The following is a 23,796-nucleotide window of genomic DNA, read 5'->3' as shown; positions in this document are numbered from 1 at the left end:
GAGATAGCATAATAAGGTTACCATGGGCTCTTTTAGAAGATAACAACTATGATGGACAACTGGGAATATACTTGGCAGGAAGACCGCCGCCTCTTCGATCGGCCGACTGCTATCGGACACGGTTCACCGATTTCCGCATTCGCCGCGTCGACGGCGCGTCTCGACCGGAATTGACTCGCTTGTCTCCCGACGGTCTCGATACATCGCACGATATCGCCGTGGAAAGCCTCGACGACGACCGGATCAGTCGCCAAGACGGCGCTTGCCGCCGACGTCTGCCGGGCCCCCGAGTTCGTCCCTGATCCTCGCCACGTAGTCGACGAACTCGTGCGCCGTCCGTTCGCGGGGGCGTTCTACGTCGATAGAGAGGGTCGACCGCACGGTCCCCGGGTCGGCGTCCATGACCACGACGCGGTCCGCCAACGTCACCGCCTCGTCGATGTCGTGCGTGACGAACACGACGGTCTGTTCGGTCTGCGCCCAGATGTCGAGCAGTTCGGCGTGCAGACGGTCGCGCGTCCGCGCGTCGACGCTCCCGAACGGCTCGTCCATCAGGAGAATCTCCGGGTCGACGGCGAGGGCACGGGCGATTCCGACGCGCTGTTTCATGCCGCCCGATAGCTCCTTCGGGTACGCGTCCTCGAACCCGTCGAGACCGACGAGGTCGACCAACTCCCGGACCCGCGCCTCGCAGTCCGCACACTCGCAGGCGGGCCGGTCCAGACCGAATCGGACGTTCCCCCGGACGGTTCGCCAGGGGAACAGCGCGTACTCCTGAAAGACCATCCCTCGGTCTAGGCCCGGGTCGGTGACCGGGTTCCCGTCGACGAGGATCGAACCGCTGTCCGGGTCGTCGAGACCGGCGATGGCACGCAACAGGGTCGTCTTTCCGCACCCGGACGGGCCGACGATGCAGCAGAACTCTCCCTCCGAGACCGACAGTGAGACGTCTTCGAGCGCCCGCGTCGACCCGTAGGACTTGCCGATGTCTCGAACGCGTATCTTCCCACCGGACTCCCGGTCTGCGGTCGCTCGCTCGCTCATCGCCACGCGAGCACCCTCCGTTCGACGAGTCGGAAGCCGACGTCCATACAGAGGAACGCGAGGCTGATGAGGAACATGTACGCGACGCTGGTCGCCATCGCGAGGTTGTTCGACGCGTTGATGATTTCGTAGCCGACGCCGGGCGCGCCGAACAACTCGGCGCCGACGACGATCATCCAGCAACGACCGATGCTCGTTCGGAACCCCGTCAGTACCTGGGGGGCCGCACTCGGAAGCGCGACGAGTTTCAGCATCGAGAGGTCGCGTTCCACGCCGAGCGTCGACGCGGCGTCGGTCAGGTCGCTCGAGACGCCTTCGACGCCGCCGTACGCCCCGTAGAAGTTGATCCAAAACGCGCCCACGAAGACGATGAACGCCGCGCCAGTGTGGCCGATGCCGAACCAGACGATGGCGAAGACGACCCAGGCCAACGGCGGAATCGGCCGCAGCACCCGGACCAGCGGGCGTAACCAGTCGTCGAGCGCGCCGTTCCAGCCCATCGTCAAGCCGAGACCGATTCCGCACCCGGCGCCGACGAGGAGGCCGGGGACGTAGTGAAACAGCGTCTCCGCGAGGTGCGCGAGCCCCGTCGGGAGGGTCAGACTCGAGCCCCAGACCGGGACTACGACGGCGGTCGAAGTCGCGAACAGGTCGAGAAACGCGCGCGCGGAACCGAGCGGACTCGGAACCAGATACGACGGCTGGGTCGTCGTCGCGCCGACCCACCAGACGAGGAGGAACGCCAGGAGACCGCCGCATCCGCGGAGGTACCGTTTCGCGTCTCCCTCCGCGGCGGCGACCAGGGCGTCCGAGTCGGTGTCGGTTCCGAGGCTCATCGCTGGAGTGCGTCGTAAGGCCCGAACGCGAACAGGTCCTCGGTCGCGACCGGTTCCTCGATGTTCCCGACGCTCGCGACGAACTCGCCCATCGTCGCGGTCTGGCCGGTGATCGCGTGCGGGTCGGAGATGAACTCGGACGCCCGCGAGTCCATGGCGGCCCTCGCGAGTTGCTCGCTCACTCCGGACCCGATTACGGACGCGGCGTGCGCGGCGGCCGCGTCCGGCGAGTCCGCCGCGAACTCGGTCGCCGCGGCGTGCTGTTCGACGAGCGACCGGGAGAGGTCGCTATCGTCGAGCACCCGGCGGTTCGCGAACAGCACCGTGACCGGGTGATTCTCGAGGACGTCGCCGGACCAGACGAGTTCCTCGAAGCCCTCCTGCCGGCCGATAATCGTCGCGAACGGCTCCTGAACGATCGTCGCGTCGATATCGCCCGACCGAACCGTCTGGACCGCCTTCGCCGGCGGGACGTTCGATTTGCTGACGACGCGCTCCATCTCGCCCGCGCCGAGGTCCTCCTGAATCCAGTATCGAAGCACGACGTCGGGCACGCTCCCGTCCGGAGGGGCGCCGAACCGCACCTTCCGACCGTGTTCGCTCTCGAACGCCTCGAACGCGGTCTCGCCTTCCCGCTCGTACAGGTCGGCGAGTTCGCTCGTCCCCATGATTTTGAACCCGTTCCGCGAGTTCGCCGCGAGGATGCCGGCGTCCGTGCCCTTGTCGGCGAGGACCATCGCGGGAGAGATTCCGAAGAACGCGGCGTCGACGTCGCCGCTGGCGAACGCCTTGACGACGCTCGGCCCCGAACTGAACCGCTCTACCGTGACGTCCGCCGGGACGTTCTCGTAGTAGCCCTCCTCCGTCATCACGTACTGCTGCATGTTCGGATAGATCGGAACGTACGCGACGGTCAGAGAGTCGACTGACCCGTTCCCGGCATCCGACGATTCGCCCGTCGTGCGAGACGACTCGTTCGCTCCGCCGACGCAACCGGCGATTCCCGCGGTCGCGACCGCACTCGCACCCGCCCTCCGGAGCAGCTTTCGGCGCGTAAATCGAACCATCGTGTTGGTAACACTAAGCTAAGAAATAATAACAGTTGTGATTTAGAGGGTAGATTTTAATATTTCACGCTCTACCGCGATTGCCGTCTGGCGGATTAATAATAGAGTTCGACCGTCACTACGACCCGTCAGACGAGAGAGAACCGACCGCTCCGTCGCCTGCCTATCCCGGCGGCCTCCCCCGTCGCTCGTCGGACAGTCGGCGCTCCCGTGCGGAAGCCGCCTACGCGTCCGTCCGGGGTCGCACCGAGGCGCTCGGATGCTCGGGCGAACTCAGTCCATGCCCGCGAGCGGTCCGAAGTCGTCCACGGGCAGCACCGAGTAGTCTATCGTGAGCGTGTCCTTCGTCGCTCTGATCTTCCCGACGAACGTCGATATCTCCTCGAGTGAGCCCTCCAACACGAACAGTTCCATGCAGTGGTGGCCGCCGACGTGGCTGTGGAAGTTCGAGGCGACGATGTCCTCGTGTTCGTGACGGAGGTGCATCATCTTCTCCTCGACGCTCGTCGTTTCGTAATCGAAGACGACCGTGACGATTCCCATCAGTTCGCGGTCCTCCAGTTTCTTGTCCTCGAACTCGCCGAGGAGATTTCGGCTCGCCTCGCGGAGGACTTCGCTCCGCCCGGTGTAGCCGTGGTCGTCCGCGAACTGGTCGATTCGGTTGAGAAGCTCCTCAGGCATCGAAACGCTGACGACCGTCATATAACAACCGAGTCGCCACGATATATTAAAGATTAGTACACGGCCGTTTTCCACCGCGTCTATCGACACCGCACGCCGACGCTCGAACGTCGGGACGGGTTCGCCGCGTCCGTCCGTCCGTCCGAGGCCGTTTCCGGACGGTAGGCGGACAAGGAGTCGACGGAAAGAAAAATGGCGTGGTGCCGCATACCACTGGCTTCGATTATCTCCCCGCCCGCGAGACGGACCCCGGCGCGCTACTCGTCGGTCACTTCGTACTCGACGCCCGCCTCGCTCACCCGCACGAGGCCGCCCTCGTACTCGAAGCCGAGGGAGATGGTGACCTCCGGGTTCGAGAGCACGGTCTCGACGGCCTCGGTGTTCATCACCTCGGCGATGGGGCGCAGGGTCGTCGGGTCGCAGCCCTTCGCCTCGGCGACCGTCGCGACGATTTCGTACATGATGTTCTCGCTGGCGCTTCGCGGACTGGGCGTGACCGTCGAGTGTGTGTCGGACATCGGGAGGGGTGCGGCGGGACCGGGTACGTCTCCGAACGCGTCGCGGGGGGTAGTCCGTGAGGGCTAAAGTGATAGGTGCGGCAAAGCGCTTGGGGCCCCCGGGGATGGGTCCCGAGCGACGAACGGGACCGGTCGTCCGTCCGCGCTCGGACCGCTCCCGTCCGCAGACCGCTTCGCCGGAGCCACCGGATACTTGAGCGCGCGTCCGATACGGACGGCAATGCCACCGGACCACGGCGGTTTCGAACGCGTCCGCGACAACGTCGACGGTCACCCGATGGTGAGCCTCCTCGCCTACGCGCGGACGTACTGGGTCCGGCTGACGTTCGGCGTCCTCGCCGCGTTCCTGACGCGGTTCGCTCGACTCGTCCCGCCCATCGTCGTCGCGGCGGCCATCGACCGGGCCATCCGCCAGTCGGGGGAGACGGGGATGCTGACCGACCTCGGGGTTCTGCCGGCGGCGCAGATAACCACGCAGGCGGCGCGGCTCGCCCTCCTCGAACGCCTCGTCGCCGTCGCCGTCCTCGCGTATCTCGTCCGGTCGGTGACGCGGTTCGTCTCCCGATACCTCCTGCAGGCGACGGCGCAGAAGGTCCAACGGGACCTCCGGAACGACACCTACGACCACATCCAACACCTCTCGATGTCCTTCTTCGTCGACCACCAGACCGGCGGGCTGATGTCCATCCTCAACAGCGACATCAACCGGCTGGAGCAGTTCCTCAACACGGAGTTCCGTCAGCTCATCCGCGTCATCGCCACGGTCGGCGGCATCGCGTTCGTGCTGTGGACGTACTCGCCGAAACTCGCTCTGGTGGCGCTGGCGCCCGTCCCGATAATCGGCGTGGCGAGCGGTCGCTTCCTCACGTGGATCGAACCGCGGTACAAATCCATCCGCGAGACGGTCGCGCGGCTGAATACCCGGCTGGAGAACAACCTCGGCGGCGCGGCGGTCATCAAGGCGTTCGACCGCTACGGCTTCGAGCGCGAACGCGTCGCCGAGCAGAGTCAGGCCTACCACGACGAGAAGGTCTCGGCGCTGCGGATTCGCCGCGGGTTCTTCGCGGCGCTTCGACTGCTCACCGGCGTCGTCTTCGTCGTCGTCCTGTTCGTCGGCGGCACCGACATCATCACCGGCGTGCCGGGCGAGAACGGCGCGCTGACGCTCGGGGGATTCACGCTCTTTTTCCTCCTGCTCCGTCGTCTGTACTCGCCGATGCGCCGGGTCGGCAAGTCCGCCAACAAGTACCAACTCGCGATGTCCAGCGCCGAGCGAGTGTTCGGCCTCCTCGGGCGCGACCCCGAGGTGACGAGCCCCGAGTCGCCGCACCGCCCCGAGACGGTCGCGGGCGACGTCGAGTTCGACTCGGTCACGTTCTCCTACGGCGACCGCGACCCCGTCCTCCGAAACGTCTCCCTCGACGTGCCCGCCGGCGACACCGTCGGCCTCGCGGGGCCGACGGGCGCGGGGAAGTCGACGCTCCTGAAACTCATCGCCCGCTTCCACGACGTCGACGGCGACGGCCCCGCCGACGGCGCCGTCCGCGTCGACGGCGTCGACGTCCGCGACTACGACCTCCAGGCGCTCCGCGACGAAATCGGCATCGTCGAGCAGGACCCGTACCTGTTCTCCGGGACGGTGGCCGAGAACATCGCCTACGGCGACGCCGACGCCTTGGAGGCCGAGTGGTACGGCGAGGACGACGAGGCGACCCGCGAGCGAGTCGTCGCGGCGGCGGAGGCGGCGGAGGCCGACGCCTTCGTCCGCGACCTCCCCGAGGGCTACGACACGCGCGTCGGCGAGCGAGGGGTGAAGCTCTCGGGCGGCCAGCGCCAGCGCATCGCCATCGCTCGAGCCCTGTTGAACGACCCCGCCATCATCGTCTTCGACGAGGCCACCTCCGACGTCGACACCGAGACGGAGGAACTCATCCAGGAGAGCCTCGACCGACTTGTCGAAGAGCGGACCGCGTTCGTCATCGCCCACCGCCTCTCGACCATCCGCGACGCCGACCAGATAATCGTGCTGGAGGAGGGCGAAATCACCGAGCGGGGTACGCACGACGACCTCGTCGCCGCCGACGGCGCGTACGCCGACCTCTGGGGTCGGCAGGCCGACGCGGCGGCGCCGGAGGCGACGGCGGACGACTGAACGCGGCGACGCCGGCGGTCTCTCATCGGAACGAGCGACGGCCTGCCTCGCTCACTCCACGACGCCGTACGGGACGACGGCGACCCGTTCCCCCTTCTCGACGGCCGCGCGGGTCAGGACCACGCCGTCGGCCAGCGCGATTCGCGTGCTCGACGCGACCCGTCCCGGCGCGAACCGCTCCCCGTACAGCGGAAACGACGAGGCGGCGTGTCCGAGGGGGGTCGCCGTCGGCGGGTCCGTCAACTCCGACCCCGCCCCCGGCCCCACCGCCGGACCTGAGCCGTCTTCCAGCGTCACCGGAATGGCGTACTCGTATTCGTTCTCGCCCCCCGGCAGGGTCACTCGCGCCGCGCACGTCGCCTCGACGGTCGGCAGTCGGTCGCGTCCGACGAAGTAGGGCCGGAGCACCAGCGTCGCCGCCGCGTGGGCGGCCATCGGTTTCCCCGGCAGGGCGAACACGGGCGTTCCCCTCACCGTCGCCGCGGCGACCGGTCGGCCGGGCCTGAGCGCGACGCCGCGAAACAGCGTCTCGTGTTCGGCGAGCACCCCGACGACGTGGTCCGCGTGCCCGACGCTCGTGCCGCCGGTCGTCAGCACGGCGTCGTGGTCCGCCGCGGCGGCCTCGATTCCCTCGCGGACCGCCGCCTCCTCGTCGGGGACGGCGTCGAGAATCGCCGCGCGGTGACCCCACCGGCGGACGAGGTTCGCCAGCATCTCCGAGTCGCGGTCCGGTTGCCGCCCCTCGCGAATCTCCGTTCCTGTGGCGAGGACGCCGACGCTCAGGCGTCGCTCTGCGGTCACGGCGTCGGCGCCGACGTCCCGGAGGAGCGCCGCGTGTCGCGGGTCGACGGTCTCGCCCGCCGAGAGCAGACGCTCGCCGGCCGCCGCCGTCGCGCCCGCCGGGTAGACGTTCGTCCCCGACGCGAGCGAGGGACCGGACAGGCGGCCGTCCCCGACGGTCGCGTCCTCGCGCATCAGCACCGCGTCCGCCTCGGGGGGAAGCGGCGCGCCGGTGGCTATCTCGACGGCTTCTCCCCGCCGTATCGTCGGCGCGTCGTCCTCGGGAAACACCTCGCCGACGACGGTCAGCGGGTAGTCGTCGTCGGCCGCGAGGGCGAACCCGTCCATCGTCGCCCGGTCGCGTTCGGGCACGTCACGCCCGGCGACGACCGGTTCGGCCAGCGTCCGACCGGCGGCCGCGGCGAGTTCGACCCGTTCCGTCGGCGCGTCGGGCCGCGCGGCGCGCAGTTCGAGCAGGCGTTCGACCGCGGCCGCCCGCCGAATCGGCTCGGCGTCGCTCACGCTCGCCGCCCGCGCCCGCCGCGCGTCCGCACGGACGCGACTCGTTCGCGGGAGCCTCGCTCGCTCGCGTCGCCGCCGTGTCGTCGAATCGGGGAGTGCATATGACCTTATATAATCATAAGGGCAAAGCATTATAAATACACGCTCGAACCGTTTTCGTGGACTATGATGACACGTGCCAAGAGGTGGCGGTATGGAGTTTAGCGGGACGTTCGAGCTGGAGGGTTCGTCCGTCGAGGAGGTGTGGCTCGCCCTCTCGGACCCCGTCCTGGTCGAGGAGTCGCTCCCCGGCTGTCAGTTCTTGGTCGAAGTCGACGACCCGGACCCCGACTTCGACGCCCTGCGCGAACGGACGGCCGACCGGGACGTCGAACTGACCGGCGACCCGGAGGTCATCGCCGGGCGAGCGTTCGAGGAGGGCAACCACTACGCCGCCCTGATGCAGATAAGCGTCGGTCCGGTGAACCCGACGTTCGAGACGGTGGTCACCATCGACGAGCGCGACTACCCGGAGATGTCCGCCGTCGGCGAGGGCTCCTCCAGCAACAGTTCCTTCGAGATGTCCTCCGGAATGACGCTCTCGGAGACCGAGGACGGAACCGCCGTCGACTGGGAGACGGAGGCCGACGTGTTCGGCAAGGTGGCGCAGATGGGCCAACGGGTCGTCAACCCCGTCGCCAACCGCGTCGTCAAGCGGTTCTTCTCGTCGGTCGAGGACAAATTGGACGAACAGCGGCTCTCGGACGTCGATACCGAGGGCGACGCGGCGGAGTCGGACGGGGCGGAGAGCGACCGCGGACTCGTCGACCGGGTGCTCGGTCGGTCGAGCGATTCGGACTAACCATGGCAGAACACGACATCACGCTGACGGTCAACGGGACAGAACACGAACTCGAAGTCGAGTCGCGGACGCTGCTCGTCCACGCCCTGCGGGACCAACTCGGCTACACCGGCGCGAACGTCGGTTGTGAGACCAGCACGTGCGGCGCGTGTACGGTCCACCTCGACGGCGACGCGGTCAAGTCGTGCACGCTCTTGGCCGTTCAGGCCGACGGCGCGACGCTGGACACCGTCGAGGGACTCGCGGACCACGGCGAGTTCCACCCTATCCAGACCGGCTTCCAACAGGAGCACGGCCTCCAGTGCGGCTACTGCACGCCCGGGATGATGATGACGGCGACGGACCTCCTCGAAGAGAATCCCGACCCCTCCCGCGAGGAGATTCGGGAGGGCCTCGAAGGCAACCTCTGCCGCTGCACGGGCTATCAGAACATCGTCAACGCCGTCGAGAACGCCGCCGAGACGATGGGTTCCGGCGCCGTCGCCGACGGCGGGTCCGTCGAGGAACGCGCGGAGGGCGACGCCGGATGCGCCTCGGGACCGAGTCCCGGCGCGGAGACGGCCGACCGCTGCGAGGTCCGCTGGCCCGACGAGGGTGAGAGCCGATGAGCATCGACTCGCTTGACCCCGACGACGTCGACGCCGCGGACATCCTCGGCTCGGCCATCGAACGCCGGGAGGACCCCTCGCTCCTCACGGGCGACGCGGAGTACACCGACGACATCCAACTGCCGGAGATGCTCCACATGGCGATTCTCCGGAGCCAGCACGGCCACGCGGAAATCGAGGACGTGGACGCGAGCGCCGCCGAGGAGATGGACGGCGTCGTCGCCGTCTACACCCACGACGACGTGGCCGACGAGGCGGTGTCGCGCGACGGGTCGCTGCTCATCCCGACGGGGTGGCTCCTCGAAAGCCTCCGGCAGGTCGACCATCCGGTGCTGGCGAAGGACCGCGTCCGCTATCAGGGCGACGCCATCGCCGTCGTCGTCGCCGAGGACCGCTACGTCGCCCACGACGCGACGAACGCCGTCGACGTGAGCTACGACCGCCTCGACGCCTCGGCCGACCCGGCGGCGGCGCTCGACGGCGAGGCGGGGCAACTCCACGACGACGCAGAGGGCAACGTCGCCTTCGACTGGGAGATCGGCGACGAGGAGCGAACGGCAGAAGCGTTCGACGACGCGGCCCACACCGTCTCGCTCGAACTGGAGAACCAACTGCTCATCGCCAACGCGATGGAACCCCGCGCCGCGGTGGCCGACTACCACCCCGGGTCCGACGAACTGGACGTGTTCATGACCTCGCAGAACCCCCACCTGCACCGCCTGCTCATGTCGGGGGTCATCGGTCACCCCGAGCACAAACTGCGGGTGAAGGCGCCCGACGTGGGCGGCGGGTTCGGCTGTAAGATACACCACTACGCCGACGAGGCCCTCGTCGCCCTCGTCGCGCGGGACCTCGAACGCCCCGTCAAGTGGACCTCGCGGCGGACGGAGGGGTACAAGACCGACGCCCCCGGCCGCGGCCACATCACGACGGCGGAGTTGGCGATGGACGACGACGCGAACATCACGGGCCTGCGCGTGGACACGAAGGCGAACCTCGGCGCGTACCTCTCGACGTTCGCGCCCGCCGTCCCGACGTATCTGTACGGGACGCTCCTCTCCGGGCAGTACGACATCCCGGCCATCCACGCTTCGGTGACGGGTGCGTACACGAACGTCCCGCCGGTCGACGCCTACCGCGGCGCCGGCCGCCCCGAGGCGTCGTTCCTCGTCGAGCGACTCGCCTCCTTGGGGGCGCGCGAGGCGGGGGTCGACCCTGCGGAGTTTAGACAGAAGAACTTCGTCCCCGACGACGCCTTCCCCTACCAGACGCAGGTGGCCGTCGAGTACGACAGCGGCGAGTACGGCAAGCCGATGGCGAAGGCCTTGGAGGCGGTGGACTACGACGCCTTCCGCGAACGGCAGAAGGAGGCCCGCGAGGAGGGCCGATATCTCGGTATCGGCTTCTCCTGTTACATCGAGGCGTGCGGCCTCGCCCCCTCGGAACTCGCCGGGCAACTCGGCGCGCAGGCCGGCCTCTGGGAGTCCAGTCTGGTCCGGTTCCACCCCTCCGGCACCGTCACCGCCTTCTGCGGGACGTCCGGGCACGGGCAGGGCCACGGGACGACCTACGCCCAAATCGTCGCCAACGAACTCGGCATCCCGTACGAGGACGTCGAAGTCGTCGAGGGCGACACCGACGAGATACCGCAGGGGATGGGCACCTACGGCTCTCGCTCCGCCGCGGTCGGCGGCAGCGCCCTCGTGAAGAGTTCGCAGAAACTGGTCGAGAAGGCCCGCGAGATAGCGGCTCACCAACTCGAGGCCGACCCGGCCGACGTGGAGTTCGCGGGCGGGGAGTTCGCCGTCTCCGGCACCGACCGCTCGCTCGGCATCAAGGAGATAGCCCAGCAGTCCTACCTCGCGCACGATATGCCCGACGACATGGAACCGGGGCTGGAGGCCACCTCCTTCTACGACCCGGACAACTTCGTCTTCCCGTTCGGCACGCACGTCGCAGTCGTGGAGGTCGACCCCGAGTCGGGCGAAATCGAGTTCGAGAACTACGTCGCCGTCGACGACGTGGGCAACCAGATCAACCCCAAAATCGTCGAGGGGCAGATTCACGGCGGCGTCGCGCAGGGCATCGGACAGGCGCTCTACGAGGGCGCCGTCTACGACGACAACGCGCAGTTGCTGACGGGGTCGATGCAGGACTACGCGGTGCCGAAGTCGCTGCACATCCCCGACATGGAGACCGAATCGACCGTCACGCCGTGCCCGCACAATCCTCTGGGCGTGAAAGGGGTCGGCGAGGCGGGCACCATCGCCGCGCCGCAGGCCGTCGTCAACGCCGTCACCGACGCCCTCGAACCGTTCGGCGTCGACACCGTCGAGATGCCGATGACCGCCGAACGCGTGTGGACGGCCGTCAACGAGCAGGCGACGGCGGACGGCGGCGACGGGGCGAGAGATGCCGACGCCGCGACCACCGAAGAGGGAGGTGAGAACTGATGTTCCCCGACGAGTTCGACTACTACGAGGCCGAGTCGGTCTCGGAGGCGGTCGACCTGCTCGAAGAGCACGCGATGGAAGAGACCGAACTGCTGGCGGGGGGACACAGCCTGCTCCCGGCGATGAAGACGGGGCTGTCCAGCCCCGACGTCCTGATAGACATCAGCGGCGTCGAGGAGTTGCGAGGGGTCTCCGGCGACGGGGACACGCTGACCATCGGGGCGATGACGCGCTACAGCGAGGTGCTCGACGCCGACGACGCGCACGAGCACGCGCCGGCGCTGACGGCGGCCATCGAGCAGTTGGGGGACAGACAGGTCCGGAACAGAGGAACAGTCGGCGGAAACCTCTCGCACGCCGACCCGGCGTCGGACCTGCCGGGGCCGGCGCTCGTCTCGGACGCGACGCTCGTCGTCCACGGTCCGGACGGCGAGCGCTCGGTCCCCGCCGAGGAGTTCTTCTTCGGCATGTACGCGACGGACCTCGGCCCGAGCGAACTGCTGGTGCGCGTGGAACTGCCGTCGGCGGACGGCGCCGTCGGGACGTACGCGAAGAAACCGAGTCCGGCGTCGGGCTACCCGATGGTCGGCGTCTCGGCGCTCGTCGCGACGGACGGCGACGCCGTCTCCTCCGTCAAGGTGGCCGCCAACGGCGTGATGGACCACGGCGTCCGACTCGAACCCGTCGAGGACGCCCTGACGGGCGAAACCCTCGGCGACGACGCCATCGAGGCGGCCGCGAGTCGCGCGGCGGACGACCTTGACGAGGCGATGATGATGGACGACCTGCAGGCCTCGGCGGCGTTCCGCGCCCAACTGCTGGAGGTGTACACGAAGCGGGCGTTGCAGGACGCGAGCGAACGCGTCTCGGCGTCCGCCGCGGCCGACTGAGCAGACGGACGGGACCCGGACCGTCGCGGGCGAAGGCGGGGACGCTCCCCCGAATCGCTCGCGGCCGCCGCGACGACTCACCTCTCGCGGGGAGCGCCGCCGCGGTTCGACCCCCGACTCGGACGCAGACTCAGACTCCGACGCGAACCGCGGACGAACGACCGACGAACCTACTATCACGCCACGACTATGACCACCCGACCGACGAGATGACGGACCGACCGACGACGGCGTTCGCCGACGTGACCGAGGCGGAGATACGCGCGGCGTTCGACGCGGAGGACTACGTCGCCGAGGACGACATCGTCACGACGGTGCTGTTGGCGCTCCGTCTCGGCAAACCCCTCCTCGTCGAGGGCGAACCCGGTGCGGGGAAGACGGAACTCGCCAAGGTGCTGGCCGCGCGCTTCGGCTCCGAACTGGTTCGACTCCAGTGCTACGAGGGACTCACGGCCGAACACGCCCTCTACGAGTGGAACTACGCGAAGCAGTTACTCGCGGTCCAGTCGGGCGGCAGTCCGGTCGACCGGGCTGACGGCGGTTCTCCCACGACGGACGCCGACGCCGACCCGCGGGACCCGTCCGTCTTCACCGAGGAGTATCTGCTCGAACGCCCCCTCTTGCGGGCGCTCCGCGCCGACGCCGACCGCCCGCCGGTGCTCCTCGTCGACGAGATAGACCGCGCGGACGACGAGTTCGAGGCGCTCCTCCTCGAAGTCCTCTCGGACTTTCAGGTGTCGGTGCCGGAACTCGGCACCGTCCGAGCGGAGCGCCCGCCCGTCGTCGTCGTCACCTCCAACCGCACCCGGGCGCTGAGCGACGCGCTCAAGCGCCGCTGTCTGTACCTGCACGTCTCGCCGCCGTCCTTCGAGAAGGAGACGGCCATCCTCGAACGGAAGGTGCCCGAACTGGACGGACTGGTGGCGAGCGAACTCGCGGCGATGGCCGCGCGACTCCGCGAGGAACCGCTCCGGAAGCCGCCGGGGGCGGCAGAGACCATCGACTGGGCGCGGGCCGTCGCCGCCCTCCGCGACGGAGGCGGGGACGGCGCCGTCGGTACCGCCGACGCCGGTTCCGCCGCGGACGCCGACGGACCCGGAACCGACGGCGAACTGGCCCCCGAGACGGTCCGCAACACGCTCGGCTGTCTGCTGAAGGAGGTCGAGGACGTCGAACGGGTGGACGACCGCCTCTTGGAGGAACTGCTGGCGGCGGCCGAGCGAGCGAGGTCGGAGGCGTGACCCGACCCGACGGCGGCCCCGACATCGACGCCGCCGGCGCGGACGGGAACGGTCGACTCGAAGACGCGGTGGCCGACCACCTCCGCGTCGAACTCGTCCGGTTCGTCAGGGCGCTTCGGCGCGCGGGGGCGTCCGTCCCGGCGAACGCGGCGACGACGGCGGGTCGCTCGCTGACCGTCGTCGGCCTCGGGGACCGCGACCGGGTCCGCTCGGCGCTCCGGGCGGGCCTCCTCGCCGACCGCGCGGACTTCGAGGCGTTCGACCGTCTGTTCGAGGAGTTCTGGCGGCGACTCGCCGCCGGCCCCGACGACGGGGCCTCGCCGCTCGACGACGTGGACGGGGCGCTCGCGCCGTTCGCCGACTCGGCCGACGAGGCGGGTGAATCCGACGACGCCGCGGACGGCGACGACGGCGGCGGCGCGGACGACTCCGCGCGCTCGCTGACCGAGTCGTTCGCCGCGGCGGTCACCGACGAGAGTTCCGACGACGGCGACGGGGACGAGAACGAGGAGGCGGCGGCGCGGTACAGTCCCGCCGGCGCGGCCGAGGCCGTCGCCGGCGGCTTCCCCCTCGGCTCGACCGACCTCGACGACGCGTTCGCCGACCTGACGCGCGCGCTGGCCGACGTGCAGGGGCGCCGGTTCGGCCCCGGCGACGACCACCCGAACGTCCGTCGCGCGCTCAGAACCAGCGTCGCCGCCGGCGGCGCCGTCCTCTCGATGCCGCGGCGGGAGCGACGCCGGACGGCGGTCAGGGCGCTGCTTCTGGTCGACGTGAGCCGGTCGGTGCTGGACGCCGTCGACCGGGGGTTCCTCGTCGAGTTCCTCCGCCGCGCCCGCGCGGCGTGGGGCGACAACCGGGTGTTCTTCTTCGACGAGGACCTCCGCGAGGTGACCGACGCGGTGGACGCCCCCACCGCCGCGGAAGCGACGGACGCCCTCGACGCGGCGGAGGCGAGGTGGGGCGGCGGCACGCGCATCGGCGACTCGCTCTCGCGCCTGCGCGAGACGGCCCCGGAGGCCGTCGACCGCAACACCGTCGTCTTCGTCGTCAGCGACGGCCTGGAGATGGGCGACGTGGCGGGCCTCGAACGCGAACTGTCGTGGCTGCGCCGCCGCGCCGACCGGCTGCTGTGGCTGAACCCGCTGGCGACGGCGGCGGCGTACGAACCGACCGCGCGGGGGATGGCCGCCGCCCTCCCGTTCGTCGACGGCCTGTTCGCGTTCGCCGGCCCGGACGACGTGCGCGAGATGGCGCGGCAACTGCGCCGGCAGGGCGCGGGCGGCCGCGTCGGCTACGAGTTCGACCCGAGACGGACGGAGACGCAGCGGCGGACGACCGAATCACCGGCACACACCACGAACGACCCATGAGCACGACCGACTGGAGCCTCCCGGAGACCGACGTTTTCGACCAGATACGCGCAGCGCTCGACGACGACGCGGACGCCGTTCTGTCGACCGTCATCGACGTCGAGGGGAGCGCCTACCGCAGACCGGGCGCGAAGATGATACTCAGACCCGACGGTAGCGGCGCGGGCAGCATCACCGCGGGCTGTCTGGAGGACGAGGTGCGCGCCCTCGCGGCGGACGTGCTGTCCGACGGCGACCCGCGCGTGGAGACGTGGGACCTCACCGGCGAGGACGACGTGTGGGGCCTCGGCGTCGGCTGCAACGGCGTGATAACCGTCCTGTTGGAACCGCTCGACGACTCCTATCGCCCCGTGGTCGAGGCCCGACTCGGCGGGGACCCAATCGGCGTCGCCACCGCCGTCGGCGGCGAGAGCGCGGGCCTCGAACCCGGCGCCCGCGCGTACTACGACGGGGAGGGCTTCTCGGACGCCGCCGACGGCGCCCTCTCGGACCCGGACGTCCTCGCCGAACTCGAACCCGCGATGGCGACGCTGTACGAGGGCGGCAAGGCCGAGACGGTCACCGCCGAGACGGACGGCGGGACCGTCGAGGTGTTTCTGGAGGGCGTCCGCCCGCCGCCGGAACTCGTCGTCTTCGGCTCCGGACCGGACGTCGCGCCCGTCGTGGAGTTGGCGAAACTCGTCGACTTCCGCGTGACCGTCGTCTCGTTCCGCGGCGGGAAGGCGGGCGGAGAGCGGTTCCCCCGCGCCGACGAGGTGGTCTCCGCCTCGCCGGCCGACGTGGGCGAGATGCGCGAGTGGGACGGGGACACCTACGCCGTCGTGATGACGCACAACTTCCTCGACGACCGCATCGCGCTCGAAGCGCTGTTGGAGACGCCCGTGCCCTACGTCGGCCTGATGGGTCCGCACGACCGCTTCGAGGAGATGCGCGAGGACCTGGCCGCGGACGGCCGGACGCTCACCGAGGCCGAACGCGAGCGAATCTACACGCCCATCGGGCTGAGCCTCGGCGGCGACTCGCCGTACCAGATCGGCTACAGCATCGTCGCCGAACTGCTGGCCGTCGCGAACGACCGGACGCCCCAGCATCTCAGTCGGCGCGCCGGTCCCATCCACGACCGAGTCGACGTGGACGCAGACGGAAGGACGGACTGAGGGCCGCGTCGCCCCGGCGCGACCGGGTCAGGGGGCGGCCGTGAACACCTTCGCCTCGCCGCTCTCGGTGAGGCCCATCTCGACGGCGGTGTCGAGGTGGTTCTGACTGGAGTGCCCTTCGAGCATCCCGTACAGGTGCGCGTACAGTTCCGGGCGGCAGTAGGCCACCTTGACGCCGGCGTCGTCACCGCGGGCGTACACCTCGTCCACGAGGGCGTCGAACGACGTCCCCGACGGGACGGTGAAGCGCACGGGCGCGCGGAGCGTCCGCACGAGTTCGAGCGTCCGGCGCGCCTTCTCGACGTTCGTCTCCGCGGCGCGTTCGACGGCGCTCACGTTCGCGTCCGTCGTCCCCAACCGCTCGGCCACCTCCTTCTGCGTGTACCCTTTCTCGCGGAGTTCGAGCACCTCTCGCTGGCGGTCGGTCAGTATCGTCGCCTCGGTCGCCACCATGCGGACTCAAACAGAACCGTTTGAGATAGTCTTATTGGTCGAACGACTCTCTTTGACCGCATGCCTGACGCTGACTCGTCGGTCCGTCGCCGGTCCGTCCTCGCCGGCGCGGCGGCGGCGATGGGCGGCCTCGCCGGGTGTGCCCGCGTTCTCGGCCACGCCGGCGACGGCGCGGGCGGCGCCGAAAGCGGGGACGCGACGGTCGGCGGAACGGGCGACGGCGGGTCGGCGACGGTGTCGATGCTCGCGGCCGGGAGTCTGAACAACGCCCTCGAACACGGGCTCAAACCCGCCGTCGACGCGAATCTGGAGGTGGAGGCGCACGGCTCCGCCCGCGTCGCCCGCCTCGTCGCCGAGGGGCAGAAGGACCCCGACCTCGTCTCCGTCGCGGACGTGGCGCTGTTCGACTCGCCGCTTCGCCCCGAGTGGTACGCCGAGTTCGCCACGAACTCCCTCGTCGTCGCCTACAACGCCGACACCGAGGGGGGCCGGCGCGTCGCGGACGCCGGCGCCGACGGCTGGTACCGGCCGCTTCTCTCCGAGGAGGTATCGCTCGGCCGGACCGACCCGGACCTCGACCCCCTCGGCTACCGGACGCTGTTCGCCCTCGAACTCGCCACCGACCACTACGGCACGGAGGCGGACCTCCGCGCGGCGATACCCGAGAGGAGACAGATATACCCGGAGACGCAACTCGTCAGCCAGTTCGAGACGGGGGCGATAGACGCCGCGTTCACCTACCGGAACATGGCCGTCGAGCGCGGGTACGACTACGTCGAACTCCCGCCCGAAATCGACCTGAGCGACCCCGACCGCACGGAGGCGTACGCGGCGGCCGACTACGAACTGCCGAGCGGCAAGGTGGTCGAAGGCGGCCTCATCAGCTACGGGTCGACGCTCCGGCGACCCTCGCCGGCGGCCCGCGCGGTGTTCGACGCGCACGTCGCCGGCGACTACTTGGCCGATTTCGGGTTCGTTATCCCCGACGAGTACCCGCGGTACACCGGAGATGTTCCCGACGCCGTCGCGGACTGACGCCGCCGGCCGGTTCGACTGGCTGTCAGCGACGCTCCTCCTCGGCGCGGTGCTCTTGTGCTACTACCTCGTCCCCCTGCTCTCGCTCTTCGTCGCCCAGTCGCCCGCGACGGTCCTCCGCCGCCTGTCCGACCCCGTCGTCGTCTCCGCGGCGACCACGTCTCTCGCCGCCTCGACGGTCAGCGCGGCCGTCGCCACCGTCTTCGGCCTCCCCCTCGCCTACTGGCTGGCGCGGGCCGAGGGGCGCGCCGCGACGCTCGTCACCGCCGTGGTGGTTCTCCCCCTCGTCCTCCCGCCCATCGTCAGCGGCATGGTGCTTCTCACCGTCGTCGGCCCCGGCACCGTCCTCGGAAGCCTCGGCGCGTCCGTCGGCGTTCCGCTCACCCGCTCGCTCGCCGGCGTCGTGCTGGCGCAGACGTTCGTGGCCTCGCCGTTCGTCGTCGTCACGGCGAAGTCGGCGTTCGAGGGGGTCGACCGGAGCCTCGAACACGCCTCGCGGTCGCTCGGAAAGAGTCGCCTGTCGACCGTTCGGCGCGTGACGCTCCCGATGGCCTGGCCGGGCGTCGTCGCGGGAATCACGCTCGCGTTCGCCCGCTCGATGGGCGAGTTCGGCGCCACCATCATGCTCGCGTACTACCCGCGGACGATGCCGGTCCAGATATGGGTCTCCTTCTCGACGCTCGGTCTGGAGAACGCCTTCCCCGTCGCCGTCGTCCTCCTCGGCGTCGCCGTCGCCACGCTCGTCGCGCTGAACGCCCTCGGCACCAATCCATTGGAGTGAGATGCTGGAACTGACCGGACTGCGGAAGTCCTACGCCGGGTTCGCGTTCGGACCGACGGACCTCTCCGTCGGCTCCGAGGTGCTCTGCGTGCTCGGCCCGTCCGGGAGCGGGAAGACGACGCTCCTCTCCCTCGTCGCCGGCATCCTCTCGCCCGACGCGGGGTGCGTCTCGCTCGACGGCAGGCGACTCGACGGCCTGCCGCCTGAGCGGCGCGGCGCGGGAATCGTATTTCAGGACGGCGCGCTGTTCCCCCACATGACCGCCCGCGAGAACGTCGCCTACGCGGCGGACGACGACGCCCGCGTCGAGGAACTTGCGGCCCGCTTCGAGATACGCGACGCGCTGGACCGCAAGCCGGCGGCGCTCTCGGGCGGGGAGCGACAGCGCGTCGCCCTCGCTCGCACCCTCGCCGCCGACCCGGACGCCCTCCTCTTGGACGAACCGCTGTCGAGCCTCGACGCCCCCATCCGCAACCGCCTCCGCGACGAACTCCGCGACCTGTTCGACTCGCTCGACATCCCCGTCGTCTACGTCACGCACGACCAGCGCACGGCGACGGCGCTCGGCGACCGAATCGCTGTCCTCCGCGACGGGACCGTCGAGCAGGTGGGGACGCCCGCGGACGTGCTCGACCGCCCGAAGAGCGAGTTCGTCGCCCGGTTCACCGGCACCGACAACCTGTTCGACGCGACGGTGGTCGGGGGCGCGAACGGCCGGACGGGCGACCCGAGCGACGGGGTCACACTCCGCGTCGGCGACCTCCGACTGCGAGCGGCGGTCCCGGCCGACGCGCCGGTCGCCGGCGACGTCACGGCGTGCGTCCGCCCGTCGCGGGTCCGACTTCGGTCACCGTCCGGGGCTCCCCCCGACGAGGCCCACCCCGGCGACGAGAACGTCCTCCGGGGGACCGTCCGCCGATGGCTGAACGAGGGCGACGGCTACCGGGTCGTCGTCGACGTCCGCGGCGCCCCCGCCTCGCTGACGGCGCGGGCGACGCCGCACCGCTTCGAGCAGGCGGAAATACGAGACGGCGCCGGCGTGGCGGCCGTCGTTCCGGCGGCGGCGATTCACTTGATTCGGTAAAACGCCCTCGTTCCCGTCCGCCCCGACCGGCTTCGGGCGAACAATTCTCGCTCAAGCGGCAACATTATCTCCAATACGTCTAACATCCTTTTTCTGACTGCCAGCAGGCTTTTGAATTAACAAATTATTATTATAGAGCATGTCTCGAACGACGGCGGACAAAAACCGGTGGCTCATCGCCCTCTCGGCGGTGGCGATTCACCTGTCCATCGGGAGTATCTACGCGTACAGTATCTACCAGATACCGCTGAACGAGACGCAGGGGTGGGGGACGTCGAGCGTCACGCTCGCGTTCTCCATCGCCATCTTCGTGCTCGGAATCACGGCCGCCTTCCTCGGCAAGTACGTCGAGGAGTACGGACCGCGGCTGGCCGGGTTGTCCGCGGCCGTCCTGTACGGTCTCGGGATGGTCGGGTCGGGCGTCAGCGTCCTCCTCGGAAGCCTCCCGCTGTTTCTCGCCACGTTCGGCGTCGTCGGCGGGATGGGACTCGGCCTCGGCTACATCTCCCCCATCGGAACGCTCGTCGAGTGGTTCCCCGACCGCCGCGGGATGGCGACGGGCCTCGCGGTCATGGGCTTCGGCGCCGGCGCCCTCCTGACCGGTCCGCTCGGGAACTTCCTTATCCAGAGCACCGACGTCGCGACGACGTTCTTCGCCCTCGGCGTGCTGTACTTCGTTCTGATGTCGCTCGGCGCGAGTTACCTCGCGAAGCCGCCGGAAGGGTGGCTTCCGGCGGGGATGGAGGACGAGGAGAACGCCCACGAGAAGGCCAAGAGCGCGCTGTCGGGACTGGACAACCTCACCGCGAAGCAGGCGCGGACGACGCCGCGCTTCTGGATGGTGTGGCTCATCGTCTTCATCAACGTCTCCGCGGGCATCATGCTGCTCGCGTTCGCCTCGCCCATGCTCCAGCAGGTCGGCGGCGCGACGGCGACGACGGCGGCGTTCATCACCGGCTACATCGGCATCTTCAACGGCGGCGGCCGCATCTTCTGGTCGACGCTCTCCGACTACGTCGGCCGGACGACCACGTACGGGGCGTTCATGGTCATCCAGATAGTCGCCTTCTTCGTGATGCCGGCGATAACGGCCGTCTGGACGCTCGCGGCGGTCATGTTCCTCGTCATCACCTGCTACGGCGGCGGGTTCGCCTGTCTCCCGGCGTACCTCAGCGACCTCTTCGGCACCGACGAGGTCAGCGCCATCCACGGCTACGCCCTCACCGCGTGGGGCGTCGCGGGCGTCGCCGGCCCGCAACTCGCCTCGTTCGTCCTCGAGGCGACGGGCAACTACACGAGCGCGCTGTACGTCATGAACGCGGCCCTCGTCCTCGGACTCGTCACGGTCCTCGTCCTCCGCTGGCGCATCGGACGCGTCCAGTCGTCGAATCGGACGAGCGAGACGGCCGCGAGCGACTGACTCGCCGAGCGAAAACGTTTTGATGTTTTAGGCTAGCCTAAAGAGTATGCTCGGCGAGGCGACGAACGGAGCGGAACCGACGCGGCGTTCCGACGCGGGGCGGAGGTAGCCGGATGGTCGGAACGACGCTGGTCGAGATACGCGAACACGTCGAAGCGCTGGCGGACGACGAGGGGGAGTTCGCCCTCGTCTGCGGGCGCACCGGCGAGCGGCCGGTTCCGGTCGCGGGCCGGCGTTTCGAGAGCCGCGCCGTCGCGCGGAACGCCGCGCGGGCGGCCGAACAGTACCGCACGGCGCTCCGCCGGTACGACCCGCAACTCCCCTTCTACGACCTCGTCGTCTGCCAGCGCGTCGGCGCACCCGGCCGTCCGCGAACCGACGCCGCGAACGGGAAGCGGACGCCGTTCGACGCCGCGGGTTCCGCCCCGCGGGAAGCGGCCGCGGGCGACGCCGTCCGGTCGCGGCGCGTCGAATTCTGTCACGGCGTCGCGGCGGCGGTGTTCGAGACGCTCTCCGACGCGGGGTACGGCGCCGTCGAGACGGCGGTGATGGACGCTTACTTCGAACTCGCCGAGTGCGTCCCCGACCCCGACGACCTCTGTCTGTGCCTCCTCGAGAGCATGGCGACGGAACTCGACGGACGGCTCTCGCCCGCCGAGCAGGCGGACGTGCTCGCGCGCGCCGCCGACCGACTCGCCCCCGACGTTCCGACCGACCGGGCCGGCGCCGCGGCGCCCGCGCCGGCGGAGGGGGACGAGACACGCGACGGAACCGACGCGTCGGTGACGGCGACGCTCGCCCGCCTCCGCGAGTTGGGCCTCGTCGGCGACTACAGCCGTCCGTCGGCGCCCCCGGCATCCGCGGCGTCGACCGACGGCGCGCGGACCGTGGTGGCGGACGTCTCCGGCTACGCGCTCTCGGCGCGGGACGGCCGACTCCCCGTGCTCCCGGTCGTCCTCGAACTCTCGCGTCGCCGGCCCGACCGCCCGCCGTCGGCGCTCCGCGTGACCGAGACGGACGAGGGCTGGCGGGTCGCGTTCGCGTTCTCCGCGACGGACGAACCGGCGGGGCTGACGTGCGCTCGGATTCGACCGGCGGGTGAGAGCCGATGACGAGCGACGCGCGGCGGACCCGCGGCGACGCGTGGGCGTGGGCGTTGCTCTCGCTGTTCGGGTTCTCCGCCGGGGGCGAGGCGACCGACGGCGGAGGCGACGACAGCGCCGACGGGGAGGAATCCGACACCGACCTCGACACCGGCACCGACACGGACGCTCGGTGACCGTCCTCTCGGCCCCGCCCATTCCCGCCGACTCGAACCGCTTCCTTTTTCACTTTAGGCCCGCCTAAACACTCGCGATGAGCGTCGAACGACGACTGTCAGAGGAGGGGACGACCGAGTCCGAATCGGCCGCTGCGCCCCAGGTATCCGTCTGCGAGAGCCGTCCCGGTCGGTCGGTGTTCCTCGAATCGGGGAACGCCGACGGCTGGATAGCCAGCGACCTCACGCTCGACGTGGGTGAAAAACGATGAGCGACGACCCCGAGACCGACTCCGAGCGGACCGTCATCCGGTCGGGACGCGACTTTGAACAGGAGTTCCGACTCGACGCCATCGAGGCGGGAGAGTTCCTCGTCGCACTCGGCGAACAACTCCGCGACGGCGACGAACTCACCCTCTCGACCGACGAGTGGGAGCTTCCCTTCGCGTTCGGCGAACCCGTCGAACTGGAGATAGACTTCGAGGGCGTCGGCGAACCGGAGCTCGAAATCGAGATAGAGCTGCCGGGTCGGACCGACGAAAAAGCGCCGAACGTCGACTGAGCCGACGCCGCTCAGCGGTCGCCGGCGTCGGCGTTCGGGTCGTACTGCGACGACGTCTGTAGGTGCAGTCTGAGTCCCGCGGCCCCGACGGCCGCGAGCAGTCCGGTCGCGCCGGCGACGGCGGCGACGCCCCGCGGCGTGAGCGTGTCCACCGGCCCCTCGCCGACGATGACGACGCCGCGCATCCCGCGGTCGGCGTACGTCGTGCACTCGTACTTCGAGAGGCCGTCGCCGTCGAACGCGAGGGCGAACTCGTGGCCCGTCCCGCGGACCCGTTCGCTCGCGTAGCCGAGTTCCTCGTCAACCACGTCGTAGGCGCCGGCGGTCCCCGTCCACGCCCAGACGACGGTCGTGCCCGGGTCGACGCGTATCGCCGCGGGTTCGAAGGCGAACTCGCCGCCGTTACCCATCGCGCCGACTTCGACGGTCACCTCCGACTCGCCGCGGCGGTCCGCGACGCCGTCGTAGTTGTCCGTGCCGTCCAACCAGCCGTCGAACGACGGTTTCTCCGCGTTACCGTCTCCGCCGCCAGCGCCGGCATCGGACCCGCTCTCCCCTCCGGCTCCGCCGGGAAGCGTCACCGCGGCGTCGCCGACGACGAGGGCTCCCCGCATCCCCATCGCCGAGTGGGGTACGCAAGCGTAAGGGACGACGCCCGACGAGGGGGCGTCCGCCGAGAACGTCGCGCCCGCTTCGGAGTGGTACGCCGACTCGAAGGACCCGTCCTCGGCGACGACGTTGTGGCTGCCGCCCGCCCCCGTCCACTCCCACGTCACGGTCGCGCCGGGGTCGACGCGGACGACGGGGGGCGAAAACCCGAAGTCGCCGCCGTTGCCGGGCGAGCCCACTTCTACCGCGACTTCGCTCTCGCCGGTAGCGTCGACGACGGCGTCGGCGCCGTCGGTCTTCGCGAACCACTCGGTCAGGTCCGTCTCCTCCGCGGCGCGGACCGGACGCGCGAGGAACGGTCCGCCGACGAGTCCCGCCCCGACCAGCGCGCCGGTGCCGGCGAGCACGTCCCGCCGCGTGCAGTCGGTCAT

At 69.8% G+C, this 23,796-nt stretch carries 24 protein-coding genes; 16 read left to right on the top strand and 8 right to left on the bottom strand.

Annotated features, from left to right (window positions below):
* Window positions 1–243 precede the first annotated feature (243 nt).
* The 5 genes from NDI79_RS19085 to NDI79_RS19065 form a co-directional block, all read right to left on the bottom strand.
* The gene (locus NDI79_RS19085) at window positions 244–1,044 is read right to left on the bottom strand and encodes an ABC transporter ATP-binding protein (protein WP_310930290.1); all 801 of its coding nucleotides are present in this window, start codon (window positions 1,042–1,044) and stop codon (window positions 244–246) included.
* Window positions 1,041–1,880: an ABC transporter permease gene (locus tag NDI79_RS19080; RefSeq protein WP_310930289.1), complete on the bottom strand. Its 840-nt coding sequence runs from the start codon at window positions 1,878–1,880 to the stop codon at window positions 1,041–1,043. The genes NDI79_RS19085 and NDI79_RS19080 overlap by 4 nt, the downstream gene beginning before the upstream one ends.
* Entirely contained in the window at window positions 1,877–2,947 is a 1,071-nt protein-coding gene (locus tag NDI79_RS19075) for an ABC transporter substrate-binding protein (protein ID WP_310930288.1), read from the bottom strand. The genes NDI79_RS19080 and NDI79_RS19075 overlap by 4 nt, the downstream gene beginning before the upstream one ends.
* Window positions 2,948–3,220: 273 nt before the next feature.
* On the bottom strand, window positions 3,221–3,649 hold the full coding sequence (locus NDI79_RS19070; RefSeq protein WP_310930287.1) for a CopG family ribbon-helix-helix protein: 429 nt from the start codon (window positions 3,647–3,649) through the stop codon (window positions 3,221–3,223).
* 236 nt (window positions 3,650–3,885) lie between these two features.
* Window positions 3,886–4,146 (bottom strand): HalOD1 output domain-containing protein, encoded by a 261-nt coding sequence (locus NDI79_RS19065; RefSeq protein ID WP_310930286.1) that lies wholly within the window; start codon window positions 4,144–4,146, stop codon window positions 3,886–3,888.
* A 220-nt stretch (window positions 4,147–4,366) separates the two neighbouring features.
* Between NDI79_RS19065 and NDI79_RS19060 the strand changes: the two genes are divergently transcribed.
* On the top strand, window positions 4,367–6,298 hold the full coding sequence (locus NDI79_RS19060; protein WP_310930285.1) for an ABC transporter ATP-binding protein: 1,932 nt from the start codon (window positions 4,367–4,369) through the stop codon (window positions 6,296–6,298).
* 51 nt (window positions 6,299–6,349) lie between these two features.
* Here NDI79_RS19060 and NDI79_RS19055 read toward each other — a convergent pair whose 3' ends face one another.
* Window positions 6,350–7,600, bottom strand: coding sequence for a molybdopterin molybdotransferase MoeA (locus tag NDI79_RS19055; protein WP_310930284.1), 1,251 nt, complete (start codon window positions 7,598–7,600; stop codon window positions 6,350–6,352).
* 193 nt (window positions 7,601–7,793) lie between these two features.
* On the opposite strand from NDI79_RS19055, the gene NDI79_RS19050 reads away from it, so the two are divergent.
* From NDI79_RS19050 to NDI79_RS19020, 7 genes are all read left to right on the top strand, one after another.
* Window positions 7,794–8,441 carry an SRPBCC family protein gene (locus NDI79_RS19050; protein WP_310930283.1) on the top strand — a complete coding sequence of 216 codons (648 nt, stop codon included), beginning with the start codon at window positions 7,794–7,796 and terminating at the stop codon, window positions 8,439–8,441.
* Window positions 8,442–8,443: 2 nt separating this feature from the next.
* A complete protein-coding gene (locus NDI79_RS19045; protein ID WP_310930282.1) occupies window positions 8,444–9,049 on the top strand; it encodes a (2Fe-2S)-binding protein in 606 nt (201 codons plus the stop codon).
* On the top strand, window positions 9,046–11,502 hold the full coding sequence (locus tag NDI79_RS19040; protein WP_310930281.1) for a xanthine dehydrogenase family protein molybdopterin-binding subunit: 2,457 nt from the start codon (window positions 9,046–9,048) through the stop codon (window positions 11,500–11,502). Before NDI79_RS19045 ends, NDI79_RS19040 begins: the two co-directional genes overlap by 4 nt.
* Window positions 11,502–12,392, top strand: a complete 891-nt coding sequence (locus NDI79_RS19035; RefSeq protein WP_310930280.1) for an FAD binding domain-containing protein — start codon at window positions 11,502–11,504, stop codon at window positions 12,390–12,392. The genes NDI79_RS19040 and NDI79_RS19035 overlap by 1 nt, the downstream gene beginning before the upstream one ends.
* A 209-nt stretch (window positions 12,393–12,601) precedes the next feature.
* Window positions 12,602–13,633 carry an AAA family ATPase gene (locus tag NDI79_RS19030; protein WP_310930279.1) on the top strand — a complete coding sequence of 344 codons (1,032 nt, stop codon included), beginning with the start codon at window positions 12,602–12,604 and terminating at the stop codon, window positions 13,631–13,633.
* Complete coding sequence (locus NDI79_RS19025; protein ID WP_310930278.1) at window positions 13,630–15,006, top strand: VWA domain-containing protein; 1,377 nt, start codon at window positions 13,630–13,632, stop codon at window positions 15,004–15,006. The genes NDI79_RS19030 and NDI79_RS19025 overlap by 4 nt, the downstream gene beginning before the upstream one ends.
* On the top strand, window positions 15,003–16,163 hold the full coding sequence (locus NDI79_RS19020) for an XdhC family protein (RefSeq protein WP_310930277.1): 1,161 nt from the start codon (window positions 15,003–15,005) through the stop codon (window positions 16,161–16,163). The genes NDI79_RS19025 and NDI79_RS19020 overlap by 4 nt, the downstream gene beginning before the upstream one ends.
* Window positions 16,164–16,190: 27 nt before the next feature.
* Here NDI79_RS19020 and NDI79_RS19015 read toward each other — a convergent pair whose 3' ends face one another.
* Window positions 16,191–16,616 carry a Tfx family DNA-binding protein gene (locus tag NDI79_RS19015; protein WP_310930276.1) on the bottom strand — a complete coding sequence of 142 codons (426 nt, stop codon included), beginning with the start codon at window positions 16,614–16,616 and terminating at the stop codon, window positions 16,191–16,193.
* A 60-nt stretch (window positions 16,617–16,676) separates the two neighbouring features.
* Between NDI79_RS19015 and NDI79_RS19010 the strand changes: the two genes are divergently transcribed.
* From NDI79_RS19010 to NDI79_RS18975, 8 genes are all read left to right on the top strand, one after another.
* Entirely contained in the window at window positions 16,677–17,651 is a 975-nt protein-coding gene (locus NDI79_RS19010; RefSeq protein WP_310930275.1) for an extracellular solute-binding protein, read from the top strand.
* The gene (locus NDI79_RS19005; protein WP_310930274.1) at window positions 17,626–18,432 is read left to right on the top strand and encodes an ABC transporter permease; all 807 of its coding nucleotides are present in this window, start codon (window positions 17,626–17,628) and stop codon (window positions 18,430–18,432) included. The genes NDI79_RS19010 and NDI79_RS19005 overlap by 26 nt, the downstream gene beginning before the upstream one ends.
* Window position 18,433: 1 nt before the next feature.
* Window positions 18,434–19,516, top strand: a complete 1,083-nt coding sequence (locus NDI79_RS19000; protein WP_310930273.1) for an ABC transporter ATP-binding protein — start codon at window positions 18,434–18,436, stop codon at window positions 19,514–19,516.
* A gap of 139 nt (window positions 19,517–19,655) precedes the next feature.
* The gene (locus NDI79_RS18995; protein ID WP_310930272.1) at window positions 19,656–20,936 is read left to right on the top strand and encodes an L-lactate MFS transporter; all 1,281 of its coding nucleotides are present in this window, start codon (window positions 19,656–19,658) and stop codon (window positions 20,934–20,936) included.
* A gap of 113 nt (window positions 20,937–21,049) precedes the next feature.
* A complete protein-coding gene (locus NDI79_RS18990; RefSeq protein WP_310930271.1) occupies window positions 21,050–22,048 on the top strand; it encodes a DUF7551 domain-containing protein in 999 nt (332 codons plus the stop codon).
* Window positions 22,045–22,215: a hypothetical protein gene (locus NDI79_RS18985; RefSeq protein ID WP_310930270.1), complete on the top strand. Its 171-nt coding sequence runs from the start codon at window positions 22,045–22,047 to the stop codon at window positions 22,213–22,215. Before NDI79_RS18990 ends, NDI79_RS18985 begins: the two co-directional genes overlap by 4 nt.
* A gap of 77 nt (window positions 22,216–22,292) precedes the next feature.
* Window positions 22,293–22,466, top strand: coding sequence for a hypothetical protein (locus tag NDI79_RS18980; RefSeq protein WP_310930269.1), 174 nt, complete (start codon window positions 22,293–22,295; stop codon window positions 22,464–22,466).
* Window positions 22,463–22,756 (top strand): amphi-Trp domain-containing protein, encoded by a 294-nt coding sequence (locus NDI79_RS18975; RefSeq protein WP_310930268.1) that lies wholly within the window; start codon window positions 22,463–22,465, stop codon window positions 22,754–22,756. Before NDI79_RS18980 ends, NDI79_RS18975 begins: the two co-directional genes overlap by 4 nt.
* 11 nt (window positions 22,757–22,767) lie before the next feature.
* Here NDI79_RS18975 and NDI79_RS18970 read toward each other — a convergent pair whose 3' ends face one another.
* A complete protein-coding gene (locus NDI79_RS18970; protein WP_310930267.1) occupies window positions 22,768–23,796 on the bottom strand; it encodes a halocyanin domain-containing protein in 1,029 nt (342 codons plus the stop codon).

The sequence above is a fragment of the Halogeometricum sp. S3BR5-2 genome, assembly GCF_031624635.1.
GTDB classification, from domain to species: Archaea; Halobacteriota; Halobacteria; order Halobacteriales; family Haloferacaceae; genus Halogeometricum; species Halogeometricum luteum.
This window is presented reverse-complemented; position numbering and strand designations above follow the sequence as displayed.

Excerpts from the sequence above, each read along its gene's own strand:
- NDI79_RS19085 (WP_310930290.1), bottom strand. The coding sequence starts at position 1,044 with ATGAGCGAGCGAGCGACCGCAGACCGGGAGTCCGGTGGGAAGATACGC.
- NDI79_RS19080 (WP_310930289.1), bottom strand. The coding sequence starts at position 1,880 with ATGAGCCTCGGAACCGACACCGACTCGGACGCCCTGGTCGCCGCCGCG.
- NDI79_RS19075 (WP_310930288.1), bottom strand. The coding sequence starts at position 2,947 with ATGGTTCGATTTACGCGCCGAAAGCTGCTCCGGAGGGCGGGTGCGAGT.
- NDI79_RS19070 (WP_310930287.1), bottom strand. The coding sequence starts at position 3,649 with ATGACGGTCGTCAGCGTTTCGATGCCTGAGGAGCTTCTCAACCGAATC.
- NDI79_RS19065 (WP_310930286.1), bottom strand. The coding sequence starts at position 4,146 with ATGTCCGACACACACTCGACGGTCACGCCCAGTCCGCGAAGCGCCAGC.
- NDI79_RS19060 (WP_310930285.1), top strand. The coding sequence starts at position 4,367 with ATGCCACCGGACCACGGCGGTTTCGAACGCGTCCGCGACAACGTCGAC.
- NDI79_RS19050 (WP_310930283.1), top strand. The coding sequence starts at position 7,794 with ATGGAGTTTAGCGGGACGTTCGAGCTGGAGGGTTCGTCCGTCGAGGAG.
- NDI79_RS19045 (WP_310930282.1), top strand. The coding sequence starts at position 8,444 with ATGGCAGAACACGACATCACGCTGACGGTCAACGGGACAGAACACGAA.
- NDI79_RS19040 (WP_310930281.1), top strand. The coding sequence starts at position 9,046 with ATGAGCATCGACTCGCTTGACCCCGACGACGTCGACGCCGCGGACATC.
- NDI79_RS19035 (WP_310930280.1), top strand. The coding sequence starts at position 11,502 with ATGTTCCCCGACGAGTTCGACTACTACGAGGCCGAGTCGGTCTCGGAG.
- NDI79_RS19030 (WP_310930279.1), top strand. The coding sequence starts at position 12,602 with ATGACGGACCGACCGACGACGGCGTTCGCCGACGTGACCGAGGCGGAG.
- NDI79_RS19020 (WP_310930277.1), top strand. The coding sequence starts at position 15,003 with ATGAGCACGACCGACTGGAGCCTCCCGGAGACCGACGTTTTCGACCAG.
- NDI79_RS19015 (WP_310930276.1), bottom strand. The coding sequence starts at position 16,616 with ATGGTGGCGACCGAGGCGACGATACTGACCGACCGCCAGCGAGAGGTG.
- NDI79_RS19010 (WP_310930275.1), top strand. The coding sequence starts at position 16,677 with ATGCCTGACGCTGACTCGTCGGTCCGTCGCCGGTCCGTCCTCGCCGGC.
- NDI79_RS19005 (WP_310930274.1), top strand. The coding sequence starts at position 17,626 with ATGTTCCCGACGCCGTCGCGGACTGACGCCGCCGGCCGGTTCGACTGG.
- NDI79_RS19000 (WP_310930273.1), top strand. The coding sequence starts at position 18,434 with ATGCTGGAACTGACCGGACTGCGGAAGTCCTACGCCGGGTTCGCGTTC.
- NDI79_RS18995 (WP_310930272.1), top strand. The coding sequence starts at position 19,656 with ATGTCTCGAACGACGGCGGACAAAAACCGGTGGCTCATCGCCCTCTCG.
- NDI79_RS18990 (WP_310930271.1), top strand. The coding sequence starts at position 21,050 with ATGGTCGGAACGACGCTGGTCGAGATACGCGAACACGTCGAAGCGCTG.
- NDI79_RS18985 (WP_310930270.1), top strand. The coding sequence starts at position 22,045 with ATGACGAGCGACGCGCGGCGGACCCGCGGCGACGCGTGGGCGTGGGCG.
- NDI79_RS18980 (WP_310930269.1), top strand. The coding sequence starts at position 22,293 with ATGAGCGTCGAACGACGACTGTCAGAGGAGGGGACGACCGAGTCCGAA.
- NDI79_RS18975 (WP_310930268.1), top strand. The coding sequence starts at position 22,463 with ATGAGCGACGACCCCGAGACCGACTCCGAGCGGACCGTCATCCGGTCG.
- NDI79_RS18970 (WP_310930267.1), bottom strand. The coding sequence starts at position 23,796 with ATGACCGACTGCACGCGGCGGGACGTGCTCGCCGGCACCGGCGCGCTG.